Source organism: Chitinophaga vietnamensis, from assembly GCF_902167635.1.
In the GTDB taxonomy this organism is placed as follows: domain Bacteria; phylum Bacteroidota; class Bacteroidia; order Chitinophagales; family Chitinophagaceae; genus Chitinophaga; species Chitinophaga vietnamensis.
This window is the reverse complement of record NZ_CABHMS010000001.1, coordinates 918728-933614: the sequence shown is the minus strand read 5'-3', so window position 1 is coordinate 933614 and position 14887 is coordinate 918728. Positions and strand designations below refer to the sequence as shown.

Genomic DNA, 14887 nt, shown 5'->3' with positions numbered 1-14887 from the left:
GCAGCGTAAAATAGTTAAAATTCCTGACCTGTCTATGACATAAAAAGTTGCTACCTTTGCCCTCCTTTATGGAACAAGTAAAAACAGTAGCATTTCATACACTCGGCTGTAAGCTGAACTTTTCAGAAACCTCCACTTTAAGCAGGTTGCTGGAACAGGATGGTTTTGTGAAAACAGATTTCGACAACACCGCAGATGTATATGTGATCAATACCTGCTCGGTAACAGACAATGCCGACAAGGAATGCCGGCAGCTGGTACGGCGCATACAGCGCCGCGCGCCCGAAAGCATGGTCGTGATCACCGGATGCTACGCCCAGCTCAAACCCCAGGAGATCGCCTCCATCGAAGGAGTTGACCTCGTACTGGGCGCCGCTGAAAAATTCAATATCGCCGAACACCTGAAAACGCTCACCAAAGGCGACAGCACTAAAATATGTTCCTGCGATATCGAGGAAGTAAACTCCTTCCATTCTTCCTACTCTATCAACGACCGCACCCGTACCTTCCTGAAGGTGCAGGACGGCTGTGACTATAACTGCGCTTTCTGCACCATCCCGATGGCTCGTGGCAAAAGCCGCAGCGATAGTATCACCAACGTGATTAAAAACGCGGAAACCCTTGCTGCCAGCGGCGTGAAAGAGATCGTACTCACCGGCGTAAACCTGGGCGATTTCGGTAAAGGCTTCGAAGGCGGCAAAAAAAGAGAAGAAACTTTTTATGAACTGGTACAGGCGCTCGACCAGGTGGAAGGTATCCAGCGTTACCGCATCTCTTCAATAGAGCCGAACCTGCTGAGCAATGAGATCATCGAATTTGTAGCCAACAGCCGCAAGTTCATGCCGCATTTCCATATTCCGCTGCAAAGCGGCAGCAATCATATTCTCGGCCTGATGCGCCGCCGCTACCGCCGCGAGCTCTATGCCGAAAAAGTAGCGCTCATCAAACAGTTCATGCCGCATTGCGCCATCGGCGTGGATGTGATCGTAGGCTTCCCCTCCGAAAGCGATGAACATTTCCGCGATACTTACGACTTCCTTCATCAGCTGGATATATCCTACCTGCACGTGTTCACCTATTCTGAACGCGCCAATACCCAGGCACTGGATATTCAGCCGGTAGTGCCCGTAAATGTACGCCACGAGCGCAACAAGGCGCTGCGTAACCTCAGCCATAAAAAGATGCAGTTCTTCACCGAACAACATCTTCATCAAACCAGGAAAGTATTGTTTGAATCACACAACAAAGATGGTATGATGGAAGGCTATACAGATAATTACATCAAGATCACCACTCCTTTCCGTGAAGAATGGAGCAATCAGATCATCGACTGGGAACTTAGATAAATAATTTATAGTACAAAGGAGAAGGGCTTTTGCTGTGCCAGTGCACAACAAAAGCCCTTCTCCTTTGTACTATAAATTATTTAGGAAATCCGCTATCCGCCTTCACTTCCTGCATTTGTTTAGTATGCCTGGCCGTATGGGCGGCATCCAGCAGGAGCAGTTGATAGGCATCGATAGTGCCAAAAGGGGATTTGTCGGTGAGATGATTGCGCATATCATCCGTGGTGTTAGTAACATAATCGATCAGGGAATCGCGCTGTGCGCTGAAAGCCGCTATGGTAGCGGATGGCGAGCCAAAAGTATTTTTAGGCTGCCCAAATTCCGGCGCCTGGCGTTTGTGGCTGCGGTCTTCTACCGACTTCACGATAAAGTCGTCCGTTACCTTTACGTCTTTCTTTTTGTCGGGGTTGGCAGGTTCCTTTATCATGGATTGTTCCGCTTCGCGGAAAAATCTTTCGATCAGGGTGATGTGCTCCACACATTCTATTACTGACCAGCGGTCAGGTGCGGGCTTGTATTGCAGTTGGGCGTCGCTGAGCCCCTGCACTGTTTTGAGCAGGTTCTCTTTGGTGTTTTTCAATTCCGAGAGGAGCAGGCTGCGGTCTTCCCGAACAGTGGGTTGTTTGGGGACAAGAAATGCCGAGCACACAACAACAGCCAACAGCAGGAGTGTACGTTTCATAGTTTAATTTTTTAGTGCCAGTAAATAATTGAATGAAAAAGAGGAATTACAGCAGGGCCAAAAGTTACGAAAAATCCAGTAGCTGTAGAAATTCTTCGCGTGTGATGAAGCTGGCCCCCAGCGATGCAAGATGATGGGTATGTACCTGGCAATCGATCATGGTGAGCTCGTGGCCAAAGGTTTGTACAAACGTGATGAAGGCGGCTTTGGAGGCATTGCTGACATCCGCAAACATGGACTCGCCGAAAAAGAAGCGGCCAATTTTTACGCCATAGAGGCCGCCGGCCAGCAGGGGGCCATCCCAGCATTCCACCGACATGGCATAGCCTTCGCGATGCAGGCGTATATAGGCCTCCTGCATCTCTTTGGTGATCCAGGTGCCGCTTTGCCCGGCCCGCGGAATCTCGCTACAGCGGCGGATTACCGCCGGGAAGGCTTCATTGAAGGAGATACGGAAACGCTGCTGCCTCAGCACCTGTTTCATGCTGGCAGACACTTTGAGATTTTCGGGAAAAAGTACGAAACGGGGATCAGGGCTCCACCACAGGATGGGCGGTTCATCATACCAGGGGAAGATACCGGATTGATAGGCCAGCAGAAGACGTTCGGTGGAAAGATCGCCGCCTACCGCCAGCAAACCATCGGATTCCGATAGCTGCACAGGAGGAAAGATCAGTTTTTTATTAAGACGGAAAACAGACATGTTGAAAGAAACTACTTGCCGGCCATTTCCTCGATGGTGGCGCTGAGGCCCCGCTCCAGCAATGCCTCGCACAGCGGGCGCAACTTCAGGTACTCACCATGCTTTACGGCGTATTTACCATTGAAATGGATGATGAGGGCACATTGCTCTGCCTGCTCATTGGAGTGGCCACACACCTCTACGAGCGATGCGATGACCCAGTCAAACGTATTTACCTCATCATTCCAAACGATCAGGCTGAAGGGAAACTGCTCATCTTCCGCTACCATCACATCTTCCAATTCCTCAGGAATTATCTCAGTACTTGTACGATCGCTCATTTAAAAAAAGCTTTATGCAAAATTACATGGATTATTCGTTAATTTATCCATATTTGATAGCTGAGATCGGACGATTTTCTGTAATTTTTAAAAATTGGTTATGATGAACAGATTGGTTTTATTGATGAGTACCAGCTTGCCGTTGAAAGATCCGGTACCTATTTTTTCGTTGGTATTGTTTATCATCTTGCTGGCGCCCATCATCCTGCGCAAGTTCCGTATTCCCAGCATTATCGGGCTGATACTGGCCGGCATGCTGATCGGCGACCATGGCTTCAAGATCATAGAAAAAGGCAGCATAGACCTGTTTGGAAAAGCAGGCCTGCTCTATATCATGTTCCTCGCCGGCCTCGAGCTGGACATGACAGAGTTCCGCAAGAACCGCTACCGCAGCATGGTTTTCGGCGCCTTCACCTTCCTCATTCCGCTGGTGATGGGTTTTCTGGTATGTTCCTATGTGCTGCATTTCAATTTCATGGCCACACTGCTGGTATCGAGCATGTTTGCCACACATACGCTAGTGGCCTATCCCCTGGCCAGCCGCCTGGGTGTTACAAAAAATGAAGCCGTAACTGTAGCCGTTGGCGGCACGATCATCACAGATACCCTGGTACTGCTGATACTGGCCATCATCACCGGCGCTGAAGCCGGCAACCTCAATGCACAGTTCTGGACCAGGCTGAGCATCTCCCTGGCCGTATTCGCCGCCATCATCCTGTGGCTCATGCCTATGCTGGGCCGCTGGTTCTTCAAAAAAATAAAAGACGACAAAACATCGCATTTCATATTTGTGCTGGCACTGGTGTTCGCAGCTGCCTTCCTCGCCGAACTCGCAGGCGTGGAAGGCATTATCGGCGCCTTCCTCGCCGGATTGGCGCTCAACCAACTGATACCGCATACCTCGCCGTTAATGAACCGTATCGAGTTCGTTGGCAACGCCCTGTTCATCCCCTTCTTCCTGATCAGCGTGGGTATGCTGGTAGACCTTCGCGTGCTGCTGAGAGGGCCGGAAGCCCTCATCATCGCGGGCGCGCTCACCGGCATGGCGCTCTCGAGCAAATGGCTCGCCGCATTTTTCACACAGCTCACGTTCCGCTACAGCCCTACGCAACGCAATGTGATCTTCGGTTTGAGCAGCGCGCATGCCGCAGCTACGATCGCCGTTATCCTCATTGGTTTTAATATGGGCATTGTAGATGAAAATGTGTTGAATGGCACCGTGGTATTGATCCTCATTACCTGTCTCGTTGGCTCATTTGTAACGGAAGGCGCAGCGCGCAAGCTGGCCATACAAGATGCAGCGGACAAGCCCGAACTGCCCGATCAGCCAGAACGTATACTCATTCCCGTAGCCAACCCCGAGCGTATAGAAGCCCTGCTGGATTTTGCAGTGATGATCAAAGATGCGCACGCCCCCACGCCCATCTATCCGCTGGCAGTAGTGCAGGATAATGAAGAAGCGAAAGAACGCATCCATCTTACCAACAAAATGATGGAGAAAGCCGTGATACACGCTGCCGCTACCGAAAGCGAAGTGCAGGTGGTGACGCGTATTGACCTCAACGTATCTGATGGTATCGCAAGAGCCGCCAAAGAACTCATGGTCAGCGACGTGATCCTCGGCTGGACCGACAAAACCAGCACTACCGACCGTCTTTTCGGCAATATCTTCGGTACCACGCTGGATAACGTGCTGCAAAGCGTTTGGGAAACAGTATACGTCTGCAATTTCCAGCATCCGCTCAGTACCACTAAAAAGATGGTGCTGGTGATGCCGCATAATACCGAGTATGAGATCGGCTTTTCACATTATATCGGCAAGATGTTCGTACTGGCCAAACAAGCCGGGGCCAGGCTGCTCATCTTCTGTAATAACAAAACACAACAGGTGGTCACTGCCTGGATGGAACAGGCGAAAATGAGTGTGGACGTGGTTTTCAAGCAGTTCGATACCATTGAGGATTTCCTCATCCTTTCCCGCGAAGTAACGCGCGACGACCTCGTGGTAACGGTGACAGCCCGCAAGGGAACGCTCTCTTACCATGCTTTTATGGAATCGATCCCGGCTAAGGTAAGCCGTCATTTCAAGGATAATAACGTGATCCTTTTGTATCCGGAACAAAGGGCGGTAGACTTTATTGAAGCAGGCCTTCAGCCGGAAGACCTTACCCTGGCGCCTATCCAGGAACAGCTGGCTAACCTGAACAAACTGGGCAGGGCAGTGAAACGCATTTTCAAAGGGCCGAAAAAATAATTATGTTAGAACATAAATCACAAGCGCTGCCATCCAGGCGCAGCTTTGCAAAACGTTTGCTTAAATACGGCAGGTATGCCCTTGGGCTGATTGTACTCAGTATGCTGATAGGAACGATGGGTTATCATTTCCTCGCCGGTCTCAACTGGATCGATGCCTATCTGAATGCGGCCATGATCCTCACTGGCATGGGGCCTGTAAATCCGATGACCTCCAACGCCGCTAAAATATTTTCAGGCCTCTATGCCCTGTACAGCGGTGTGATGTTCCTGACGGTTACCGCGATCATGTTCACGCCCATAGCGCACCGGATACTACATATTTTTCATGTGGAGAATACAAAAGAAAATCAGTAAAACTATTATTATTCACTTTATATTTAGTACAAACCAAATACGTCATTAAACCTTATGTCTGAGGAAAAAATTATTAAACACACCGGAAACGCAGCCAAAGTACTCCTGAGAAAAAATACCCCTTGGAAGAAAAAACTGGAAGAGCTCTTTTTTGAAATCCTGATCATTGTAATAGCGGTAAGCATTACACTCTGGTTCCATAACTGGAATGAGCACCTGCACGAAAAGAAGCTTGCAAAAGATTTCCTGACCGGGATAAGCGAAGATCTCAAAATAACTGCCACTACGATAGATAAGGGCAACATACATTTCCAACAAACGCTGGATTACTATGACACGCTTTGGACGCAGATCGTTGAGAACAGGCTCAACCCCGCATTTGCCGACAGCGCCAGCGGCAATCTCGTCAATATGGCAAGCTTTGTTTTTGACGGCAGCCGGTTTGAAAGCTTTAAGTCTTCCGGAAATCTAAGGTTAATAGAAGATAAAACATTGTTGCAGCATATTACTAAAATGTACACCGTAGCCTTACCTAACAGGCGCAACTCAGATCAACTGGTTTTTCAGGAAAGACGAAATCAGTACATCACCTTTATCGGATCGAAAGCACCCATGGGGCCTAAGGGCAATTCTCTGATCTCCGGTCTTTTAAATGACCCGGCCGTCCGGTTTCAAATCATGTGGCAAAGGAACCTGCTGCACGAGATGACAGATCAGAAAGTAGCTTTAAAAGAAGAAATAAAAACGCTGATTACGGAAATTGATGAGGAATTGGGGAATAAATAATGTGCCGGCAGGCGCTATAAATAAAAAAGCAGCTACTCATCGTAGCTGCTTTTATTATGTTGTGGGAGTTGACGGATTCGAACCATCGACCCTCTGCTTGTAAGGCAGATGCTCTGAACCAGCTGAGCTAAACTCCCTTAAAAAGATCTTTAATTATTTTGAAGTGTGGGAGTTGACGGATTCGAACCATCGACCCTCTGCTTGTAAGGCAGATGCTCTGAACCAGCTGAGCTAAACTCCCTGAAAAGATCTTTATTATTTTGAAGTGTGGGAGTTGACGGATTCGAACCATCGACCCTCTGCTTGTAAGGCAGATGCTCTGAACCAGCTGAGCTAAACTCCCGTTATGTTTCTTCGTAACCTTCGAGCCTTTCGTTCGATTGGATCGCAAAGGTATAAACTATTTTTATTCTACCAAATAATTTTTGAAATTTTGGGATTTACGGATTTATTGATTTACGGATTTGTGGCTACCAGCAAGCATTTCATCGATTTTAAAATCTCTTCCATCCAATCAAAAAATCCGTAAATCCATACATTCCAAAATGATTATTGTTTCTTTTTCTTCTTCTCCGCTTTCTTTACAAAGCCGCCTTCAAAGAAACATTTGATACCCCGATAAGCGCCACAGCCGCCTATTTCACGGATGTTCACCCGGCCGCTTGAAAACTGGAAGCTGATACCGCAAGAGGATTCCTTGTCTTTATACTCACCTCTGTTGCCGGCCAGGTAATGGCCTTTACCACTGAGTTCTCCCTTACATTCGCCATTGTTTTTAGAGAAGGTGATGAAGAACTGGAAGCTCTTGGCATCTTCTCCGTCGCGGATGGAAACGAGACTCATATCGCCGGCGGTATAGTCGCCAGAGAACTTGTGCTTGCGCGGTAATGTATCGATTGGATTGAAGAGCTGGCCCGGTTGTGAAGGCCCGCTGCTGTTGGTCATAATCAGGGTCATGCTGCCATCGTTATTGACCATGAAGAAGTCTTCACGAAGGGTAGCGCGATTGGTAGCGCTTTGCGTTTCGGTGGTGAGCTTCACTACATTTTTTGTATCAATGCTGAGCGATGTGAGCGTTCCATCGTTACTACCGGTGGCGGCTACACGAAAACGTTTCAGGAACTTATTTTTTTTATCGAGCATGCATAGATAGCCTACTGTAGCGGATCTGCCGGCGGCTTTCACCACCATGTAATTCACCGCGCTGCCATTCATGCGCTGCAAGGGCCAGAAGCGGACCTTTTCATTTTTGGAGAAATCGCCCCGCGTGAGCGTATCCGTAAGGAAGTGGCGAATGTCGGCGGTATCCAGCGTGAGGGAATCCGCCAGCTTCTGTTGCAGCGAATCCGCTGGCAACTTGTATGGCAGATTTCCTGCGGTGAACGACTCCTGGAAGTCTTCAAATGTCATGGGTTCATCGCCGCCATGTCCTTTCTTCTTCGATTTACAAGCCGCGAAAACACCGATCGCCAATAGTAATAACAGATAACGCTTCATCAATTTTAAATTCTGGGCAAAAGTTATATATAATTTTGATATGTGCGCGACAAAAAACAAAAAACATACCGGATAGGAAAATGTTCGGATTAATTATTTAGATTTGTCTAAATAATTATTTAGGTAACATGAATTTATCTATTGCGGAAGAGAACTACATCAAATCGATATACAAGCTGCAGGAAGGCGATGAAACCGTTACCACCAACGCTTTGGCGTATGAACTGGAAACAAAGCCCGCCTCTGTAACCGATATGGCCAAGAAGCTGAAAGAGAAAAAACTCATCGGCTACGAAAAATATAAAGGCATCACCCTTTCCGCCGAAGGACGGAAAGCCGCCCTGCAGATCGTGCGCCGCCACCGCCTCTGGGAATGTTTCCTGGTGGAAAAGCTGGCCTTCAGCTGGGAAGAAGTGCATGAACTGGCCGAAGAACTGGAACATGTACGCAGCGAGAAACTCACCAACCGCCTCAGCGAATTTCTGGGCAACCCGCTCTTCGATCCCCATGGCGATCCTATCCCGGATGCACAGGGTAAGCTCGCCAGGCCGCGCCCACAAACCTCCCTGGATCAGGCCACTGCCAAGCGGCTCACCGTCACCGCCGTCACCGACCAATCCACCGCATTGCTGGCCTTCCTCAATGCCAAAGGCGTGAAACTGGGCACACAGCTGGAGATCGTCGCACACTATGAATACGATAACTCTATCGAAATAAAAATTAAACACCAACCTGCCTTCATGGTGAGCGAGCAGGTAGCCAAGCATATCATGGTAAGGCCACTGTAAAGGATTTGCGGATTTAAGGATTTTTTGATTTAAAATATTATGGGACCGTCATTAAGCGAGGTACACGAAAGTATAGATACTGGCAGTAAATCAAAATGGAGAAAAATATTCGCCTTCTTCGGGCCTGCCTACCTGGTAAGCGTAGGCTACATGGATCCCGGTAACTGGGCCACTGACCTGGCCGGCGGCAGTCAGTATGGCTATAAGCTCATCTGGGTATTGCTGATGAGCAACCTCATGGCACTGCTGTTGCAAAGTCTGGCCGCCCGTCTCGGCATTGTCCGCGGCCGCGACCTCGCACAGGCCAACCGTGAAACCTATCCGCCGGCCGTCAACTTTCTCCTGTATGTGCTCGCCGAAATCGCCATTGCCGCCACCGACCTCGCCGAAGTACTTGGTATGGCCATCGGGATACAATTGCTCACCGGCCTCCCGCTCATCTGGGGCGTGAGCCTCACCGTACTCGACACCTTTCTGCTGCTCGTATTGCAAAGGTTCGGCATGCGTAAAATGGAAGCTTTCATCGTGTGCCTCGTCGCCATCGTTGGCGTCTCCTTCATGATAGAGCTCATACTCGCCAAACCACAGATGGGCGAAGTAGTAAAAGGTTTCATCCCTACCCTCCCTGATAACAATGCCTTGTACATCGCTATCGGTATCATCGGCGCCACCGTTATGCCACACAACCTTTACCTGCACTCAGCCCTCGTGCAAACGAGGAAAATAAAACGCGATGAAAAAGGTATCCGCCAGGCTTTAAAACTTAACTTTATAGACAGTACCATCGCGCTCAACCTGGCATTTCTGGTGAATGCCGCCATCCTCATCCTGGCAGCGGCGGTATTCTTCACCAGCGGCCGCACACAGATCGCCGAGATACAGGATGCACATGAGCTGCTGGAAAAACTGCTGGGTACCAAACTGGCGCCCGTGCTCTTTGCCGTAGCGCTGATAGCGGCCGGACAAAGCTCCACCGTTACCGGCACGCTGGCTGGCCAGATCGTGATGGAAGGCTACCTGCGGCTGCGTATCAATCCATGGCTGCGCCGCCTCATCACCCGCCTGCTGGCCATCATCCCTGCATTGCTGGTGATCGTTATTGCGGGCGACAAAGAAGTAGGCGCATTGCTGGTTTTCAGCCAGGTGCTGCTCAGCATGCAGCTCGGATTTGCTATCATCCCGCTGATACATTTTGTGAGCGATAAACATACGATGGGCGACTTCGCCATCAAACCATCTGTAAAGATCATCAGCTGGATCATCACCGCCATACTCGTTTATCTCAACATGCGCATGGTATATACATCAGCCATTGGTTATATAGCAGGCCAGAGCAATTTCTGGGTAGATGCCCTCATAGTAGGCGCAGGCCTCGGCTTTGTGGCGCTGCTGGTCATTACCATCGTTTATCCGCTGATCACCCGCTACCGCCTCGCTGTGAATGCCAATATCCACGCGGCACAGGTGAGTCTTGGCGAGCTGGAACGCCCGGTGTATAACCGCGTTGCAATGGCGCTGGAGTTCAGTAAGAAAGATGAACAGATCATTAAAAATGCCATTGCTCACGGTAACGCACACACGCAGTATATACTGATACACATTGTAGAAAGCGCATCCGCCAAATATTTCGGCAAGGACTCCGACGACCTCGAAACGCGTAAAGACCAGGAACAACTGGATACCTACATTGCGTTGCTGAAGAGCCGTAACATCTCGGCCAAAGGCGTGCTGGGCTTCCGGCGCCGGGCGCGAGAGATTGCCCGCATCGTAAAAGAAGAGCATGCCGATTTCCTGGTACTGGGCGGGCACGGGCATCGTGGCATCAAAGACTGGATTTATGGTGAAACAGCGAATCAGGTAAGGCACCGGGTGTCTGTGCCGGTACTGGTGGTGCAGTGATTAGGTCTGGGGATTGTTGTCTTCCATTTCCTTGATCTTTTCAAGGTTGGCAACGTCTATTCTATCTTTGGGGCGGTCGCTTGCCTTTTTAGCTGTGATAAGATGATTGATATGAAGAAAAGGTATTTTAACACCATATATTTCAGCAATAGACGCATATTCCAGACATTCTTCAAAAGAATGCTCTTCCATTCCTTTTATCGAGGTCATAATGTCCAGAGGAGCACCGTTATTAAGCTGAAAAGTTGTCCAGCCGGGAACAAATTGCATGCGCTCAATGGCATCAAAATCTCCCATGCCGTAATCAGCAAGTGCACTGCGTAGTTTTTTCCTGTTCTCCAATGTATCATCAAGCCACAGGTCAATATCTTCTGTCAGTCGTTGATACCCATGCAAATTGGTGGCTACGCCTCCCACCATGATATATCTTACCTGATGCTCGTTCAATACACGCCAGAAGCGCAGTAATTCCTCGTCAAATATATCCATAACTATTTCTTATGGGTAGGTAATGCTTTGTGCGTAATCTTTGCACTTTTAAACATGCGACCAGCCTTCATCAAGCGGGTCATCACAAGAAAGCGCTCTTCATAGGAACGCTTTAACGCATTCTTTAACAAGTCCAGCTCAGCTTTATCAAAATCGGGTAGATAAGTGTTTCCCTGATCAATCATGTGAAAAGGCATTAATAGTTGCAATTTACTAAAAAACGGGCAGCTATATCTCTACTAATTTCCTTAATTTAATTGTTTATAAACAGTAAAAACACATCATGCGCCATCTCTTCCAACCCGGCCACCAGCAACACTTCACACGTACTGTCCGCCAAGAGGACTGCGCCACTTTCGATGCCGGCAATGTACATCCTGTATATGCTACTTTCGCGTTGGCGAGAGATGCAGAATGGTGTTGCAGGTTATTTGTATTGGATATGAAAGAAGAAGGGGAAGAAGGTATCGGGACGTCGCTAACGGTGGAACACCGCTCCCCTGCCGCGATTGGCAGCGAGGTGCGTTTTACCGCTACCATCACTGCCATCCGCCAACATGAGATTATTTGCAGCTACGAAGCGCGCGTAGGTAACCGGGTAATCGCCACCGGCACGCAATCGCAGAAGATATTAAAGAAGGAGAAACTGGAAAAACTGTTTGCCTCATTATAAGCCCAAAGCCGCTTTCAGCCTGGGATAGCCGGTTTTGCTCACCAGCACCCTGGCGCCGCTGCGCAAGATGGCAAGGTGGTTTTCTTTCTCATAAGGATCAATACGCGTTACCTGGTTTACATTCAGCATATAAGAACGGTGCACCCTTGTAAACTGTTGCGGGTCCAGCGTTTGCTCGAAGAACGACATGGTCTTGTTCTTCAGAAAACTGCCTTCCTGCGTAAATATCTTCACATAATCATCCGCCGCTTCCAGGTAATGGATATCCTGTACAGGGATGATCTTGATCTTACCATTGATCTTGATCACCACCCGATTGCTTTGCACCGGCGATGATGCGGCAGTTTCAAGCAGGGCGGCGGTTTCCGGCGCCGGCACAGGAGCGGGCACACTCACCTGTTTGTCGAGCCACTTTTGCAGGGCCTTGTCGAAACGGTCACGGGAGAAGGGTTTCAGCAGGTAGTCCACCGCATTTACCTCAAAGGCGCGGATCGCATGTTCCTCAAAGGCAGTGGTAAAGATCACGGCTGGCAGGGTTTCTACCAGTTCCAGCATTTCAAAGCCGGTGATCTTGGGCATTTGTACGTCGAGAAAAATGATATCCGGCTGATGCTGCTGGATGGCTTTCAATCCTTCAAAGCCGTCATTACATTCCTGTAATACCTGTACCTGCGGGAAGTTCATCAGGTATTCTTTCACCACTTCGCGAGCCAGTGGCTCATCATCAATTATTACTGCTTTTATCATGCGTTTGTGGTACTTTAATCAATGTAGTAAAAATATTTCCGTTGGCGCTGGTTTCCAGCAGATCCTGGCGGGCGAAGAGCAGGTAAAGCCTGCGCCGTATGGAGGTGAGGCCAAAGCCTGTTCCTCTGTTGGGTTGTTGTAACTCGGCATCAAAAGGGTTCGTGACTTCAAGGTACAGCATATTTTCCACTGCCCACGCTTTTATGTTGATGGCGATTTCGCCGATAGTATCGTACAGTCCGAATTTGATGGCATTCTCCACCACAGGTTGCAGTAACATGGGTGGCATATACATTTTTTCGGAGGCTTCGTCATGTATAACGGTAGTGGATAAACGATGACCAAAGCGCACTTTTTCTATTTCGAGATAGAGCCCAAGATATTGTAGTTCCTCGGTGAGCGAGATCCATTGATCATTCTCTCTTTTGAGCGATCCACGGAGGAAGTCCGACAGTTTAAGCACCATTTCACGGGCCTGTTGTGGGCGCAGCATGATCAGCGCATTGATAGAATTGAGGCTGTTGAACAAAAAGTGCGGCTGCAGCTGTTGATGGAGCTTATACAGTTCTGCTTCCCGCACTATCTTTTCCGTAGCTTCTTTTCTTTGCTGATCTTCCTGTTGTTCTACGGAGTCGTACCACACAATGCTGCGGAATCCCATACCGGCAATGAGCAACCATCCTACGATGCAATGTACCGGGAGGGCTTTGTTGAGCCAGGTTATATATTCTGCATCGCCTTCAAAGGTCTTTACCAGTATCCATCGGGTGGCGGCGGCCCAGAGGAAAGTCATGGCAGTGCTCACACAGCTTACGTACACCATTTTGGCGGTATCGCCACCAGGCCGGTAATAGGCGAGGTTCGTACTTACGATAATGCCGGAAGCGGCCAGTAACAATATGTGCACCGAGCTGTCGGTAAAAGACTGCCAGAAAGGGAAACCGAACCAGTACCACAAAAGTCCTCCATATATCACCAGCCATGCACTGAAGGTGATGATGAGCATCCGTCTGATATTCCCTTGGCTTGACTGAAACTTTCTGGTCAAAGACTTTCTTTTTAAATATTAAACGTTGAATTCGATCAATGGTTGATCCTGTAACTGGGCGGATTTCATTTGCAACCAGGCAATGTAAGAATTCGGATCACCGGGTTCTTCAATGCGGGAATACAGTTCCATGCCATCTGTCAGCTGATCCAGCGTATATACTTCCGGTACGTTGATGAATTTCCACTGTACCAGTTCCTGTTGCTGATTCTTGAAAGCGTATTGCTCCTGTAATCCGATTTCACGGGCCTTTGACAGTGCATCTTTTTTGGAGATGGCGCTGATCAGGCGGATCTGTTCATCAAATTGCGGGGTATGATTTCCATTCCCGCAAATGATCTGGTAAACAACTTTTGCAACAAACCAATGCATACAATAAGATTTTAATAGATGAAATACTTGGGTTGATAAACCTATGTTCAGGAATAGCTTTTGATTTCCACGCCGCCGCATACACAGCTTCCTCTTACTACCAGCGTTTTATCTTTATTAGTGGCGCCCATGAGTTGGGAAGGGCGCTTGTCTTCCACACCGCCCATAATGGTTGTGATCTCCATTTTTATCGTCCAGCTGGCGGGTACTACCAGTTCACATCCACCGAACATGGTGGTAACATCCAGTATAGCGATGCCTTGAATATCAGAGTGTGTAAAGTTCAGGTCGATACCGCCAAAGATGGCAGATACGGAGCCTCCTTTGAAATCTTTCGACATCACCTGTTTGCTGATGCTGCCGAAAACCGCGGAGTAGTTGATCGTATCTTCATTGGCATCTGATGCGGGCTGTGTATCTGGCATAGGCCAGCTTTGCGACTGATTAAATTGCTGGCTGTACTGTTCGCGGTATTTGTCCCATTTCTGGTGCTTGTCCCATTTCTTATACCTATCGCTCCAGGAGTAGGTATCCCGTTTGAGCAGGATCACGATACCGATGATAATGAGCACCACCGGCCAGATGAATTGTGCGCTGTTATAGGGCCAGTCAAATATATCACCTACGAGGAAAACCCCGCCTACGAGCACCATGCTCAGCCACCCGCCACCTTTAAAATTATGTTTATAACCAACGAAAAGACCTACTACGATCAGGATCATTTGCCAGGAGAACATCCAGTCAGGGATATCGAGGGGCAGCTGCCGGAGCAGGAGGCCCAGACCGATCAGAACAAGGATGGCGCCACCGAGGCCGCGTCCTCTTCTTTTGTTTACTGTTACGTCGTTGTCAGACATTGTTTTAAAATTTATGATACAAATGTAGACACGCCCTGCATGCCATTCAAGGGGCATTAGGCCAAGAAAG

The 14887-nt window shown here is 48.8% G+C and carries 17 protein-coding genes and 3 tRNA genes; 7 read left to right on the top strand and 13 right to left on the bottom strand.

From position 1 onward, the window contains the following. Positions 1 to 68: 68 nt before the first annotated feature. Positions 69 to 1346 (top strand): tRNA (N(6)-L-threonylcarbamoyladenosine(37)-C(2))-methylthiotransferase MtaB, encoded by a 1278-nt coding sequence (gene mtaB, locus FPG75_RS03890; protein WP_143305236.1) that lies wholly within the window; start codon positions 69 to 71, stop codon positions 1344 to 1346. Between the two features lie 76 nt (positions 1347 to 1422). On the opposite strand, the gene FPG75_RS03885 is transcribed toward mtaB, so the two are convergent. The 3 genes from FPG75_RS03885 to FPG75_RS03875 form a co-directional block, all read right to left on the bottom strand. Further along, on the bottom strand, positions 1423 to 2028 hold the full coding sequence (locus FPG75_RS03885) for a DinB family protein (RefSeq protein ID WP_143305235.1): 606 nt from the start codon (positions 2026 to 2028) through the stop codon (positions 1423 to 1425). Positions 2029 to 2092: 64 nt separating this feature from the next. Further along, the gene (aat, locus tag FPG75_RS03880; protein WP_143305234.1) at positions 2093 to 2731 is read right to left on the bottom strand and encodes a leucyl/phenylalanyl-tRNA--protein transferase; all 639 of its coding nucleotides are present in this window, start codon (positions 2729 to 2731) and stop codon (positions 2093 to 2095) included. Positions 2732 to 2742: 11 nt separating this feature from the next. Then, positions 2743 to 3051, bottom strand: a complete 309-nt coding sequence (locus tag FPG75_RS03875) for an ATP-dependent Clp protease adaptor ClpS (protein WP_143305233.1) — start codon at positions 3049 to 3051, stop codon at positions 2743 to 2745. 100 nt (positions 3052 to 3151) lie between these two features. Between FPG75_RS03875 and FPG75_RS03870 the strand changes: the two genes are divergently transcribed. The 3 genes from FPG75_RS03870 to FPG75_RS03860 are packed head-to-tail and all read left to right on the top strand — an operon-like array spanning position 3152 to position 6447. After that, a complete protein-coding gene (locus tag FPG75_RS03870; RefSeq protein WP_236654191.1) occupies positions 3152 to 5305 on the top strand; it encodes a cation:proton antiporter in 2154 nt (717 codons plus the stop codon). 2 nt (positions 5306 to 5307) lie between these two features. Beyond that, positions 5308 to 5661 (top strand): hypothetical protein, encoded by a 354-nt coding sequence (locus FPG75_RS03865; RefSeq protein ID WP_143305231.1) that lies wholly within the window; start codon positions 5308 to 5310, stop codon positions 5659 to 5661. A gap of 54 nt (positions 5662 to 5715) precedes the next feature. Next, positions 5716 to 6447 carry a hypothetical protein gene (locus FPG75_RS03860; protein WP_143305230.1) on the top strand — a complete coding sequence of 244 codons (732 nt, stop codon included), beginning with the start codon at positions 5716 to 5718 and terminating at the stop codon, positions 6445 to 6447. A gap of 62 nt (positions 6448 to 6509) precedes the next feature. On the opposite strand, the gene FPG75_RS03855 is transcribed toward FPG75_RS03860, so the two are convergent. The 4 genes from FPG75_RS03855 to FPG75_RS03840 form a co-directional block, all read right to left on the bottom strand. Further along, positions 6510 to 6584: transfer RNA gene (locus tag FPG75_RS03855), tRNA-Val, on the bottom strand. A gap of 29 nt (positions 6585 to 6613) precedes the next feature. Beyond that, positions 6614 to 6688: transfer RNA gene (locus FPG75_RS03850), tRNA-Val, on the bottom strand. Positions 6689 to 6715: 27 nt separating this feature from the next. Continuing rightward, positions 6716 to 6790, bottom strand: a tRNA-Val gene (locus FPG75_RS03845). 206 nt (positions 6791 to 6996) lie between these two features. Beyond that, positions 6997 to 7944 carry a hypothetical protein gene (locus FPG75_RS03840; RefSeq protein ID WP_143305229.1) on the bottom strand — a complete coding sequence of 316 codons (948 nt, stop codon included), beginning with the start codon at positions 7942 to 7944 and terminating at the stop codon, positions 6997 to 6999. 128 nt (positions 7945 to 8072) lie between these two features. On the opposite strand from FPG75_RS03840, the gene FPG75_RS03835 reads away from it, so the two are divergent. Further along, entirely contained in the window at positions 8073 to 8732 is a 660-nt protein-coding gene (locus tag FPG75_RS03835) for a metal-dependent transcriptional regulator (RefSeq protein WP_143305228.1), read from the top strand. Between the two features lie 39 nt (positions 8733 to 8771). Further along, positions 8772 to 10631, top strand: coding sequence for an Nramp family divalent metal transporter (locus tag FPG75_RS03830; protein WP_143305227.1), 1860 nt, complete (start codon positions 8772 to 8774; stop codon positions 10629 to 10631). Here FPG75_RS03830 and FPG75_RS03825 read toward each other — a convergent pair whose 3' ends face one another. Further along, a complete protein-coding gene (locus FPG75_RS03825) occupies positions 10632 to 11120 on the bottom strand; it encodes a nucleotidyltransferase (protein ID WP_143305226.1) in 489 nt (162 codons plus the stop codon). A 2-nt stretch (positions 11121 to 11122) separates the two neighbouring features. Further along, a complete protein-coding gene (locus FPG75_RS03820) occupies positions 11123 to 11305 on the bottom strand; it encodes a hypothetical protein (protein WP_143305225.1) in 183 nt (60 codons plus the stop codon). A gap of 98 nt (positions 11306 to 11403) precedes the next feature. Between FPG75_RS03820 and FPG75_RS03815 the strand changes: the two genes are divergently transcribed. Beyond that, positions 11404 to 11793 carry a thioesterase family protein gene (locus tag FPG75_RS03815; protein ID WP_143305224.1) on the top strand — a complete coding sequence of 130 codons (390 nt, stop codon included), beginning with the start codon at positions 11404 to 11406 and terminating at the stop codon, positions 11791 to 11793. On the opposite strand, the gene FPG75_RS03810 is transcribed toward FPG75_RS03815, so the two are convergent. Genes FPG75_RS03810 through FPG75_RS03795 form a run of 4 tightly spaced genes read right to left on the bottom strand, consistent with a single transcriptional unit; the run spans position 11788 to position 14817 of the window. After that, positions 11788 to 12540 (bottom strand): LytR/AlgR family response regulator transcription factor, encoded by a 753-nt coding sequence (locus FPG75_RS03810; protein WP_143305223.1) that lies wholly within the window; start codon positions 12538 to 12540, stop codon positions 11788 to 11790. The two genes, FPG75_RS03815 and FPG75_RS03810, sit on opposite strands and share 6 nt — an antisense overlap. Further along, the gene (locus FPG75_RS03805) at positions 12518 to 13546 is read right to left on the bottom strand and encodes a sensor histidine kinase (RefSeq protein ID WP_236652718.1); all 1029 of its coding nucleotides are present in this window, start codon (positions 13544 to 13546) and stop codon (positions 12518 to 12520) included. Before FPG75_RS03805 ends, FPG75_RS03810 begins: the two co-directional genes overlap by 23 nt. Before the next feature lie 60 nt (positions 13547 to 13606). Continuing rightward, on the bottom strand, positions 13607 to 13960 hold the full coding sequence (locus tag FPG75_RS03800; protein WP_143305222.1) for a DUF4288 domain-containing protein: 354 nt from the start codon (positions 13958 to 13960) through the stop codon (positions 13607 to 13609). Positions 13961 to 14007: 47 nt separating this feature from the next. After that, the gene (locus FPG75_RS03795; protein ID WP_143305221.1) at positions 14008 to 14817 is read right to left on the bottom strand and encodes a LiaF transmembrane domain-containing protein; all 810 of its coding nucleotides are present in this window, start codon (positions 14815 to 14817) and stop codon (positions 14008 to 14010) included. Between the last annotated feature and the right edge of the window lie 70 nt (positions 14818 to 14887).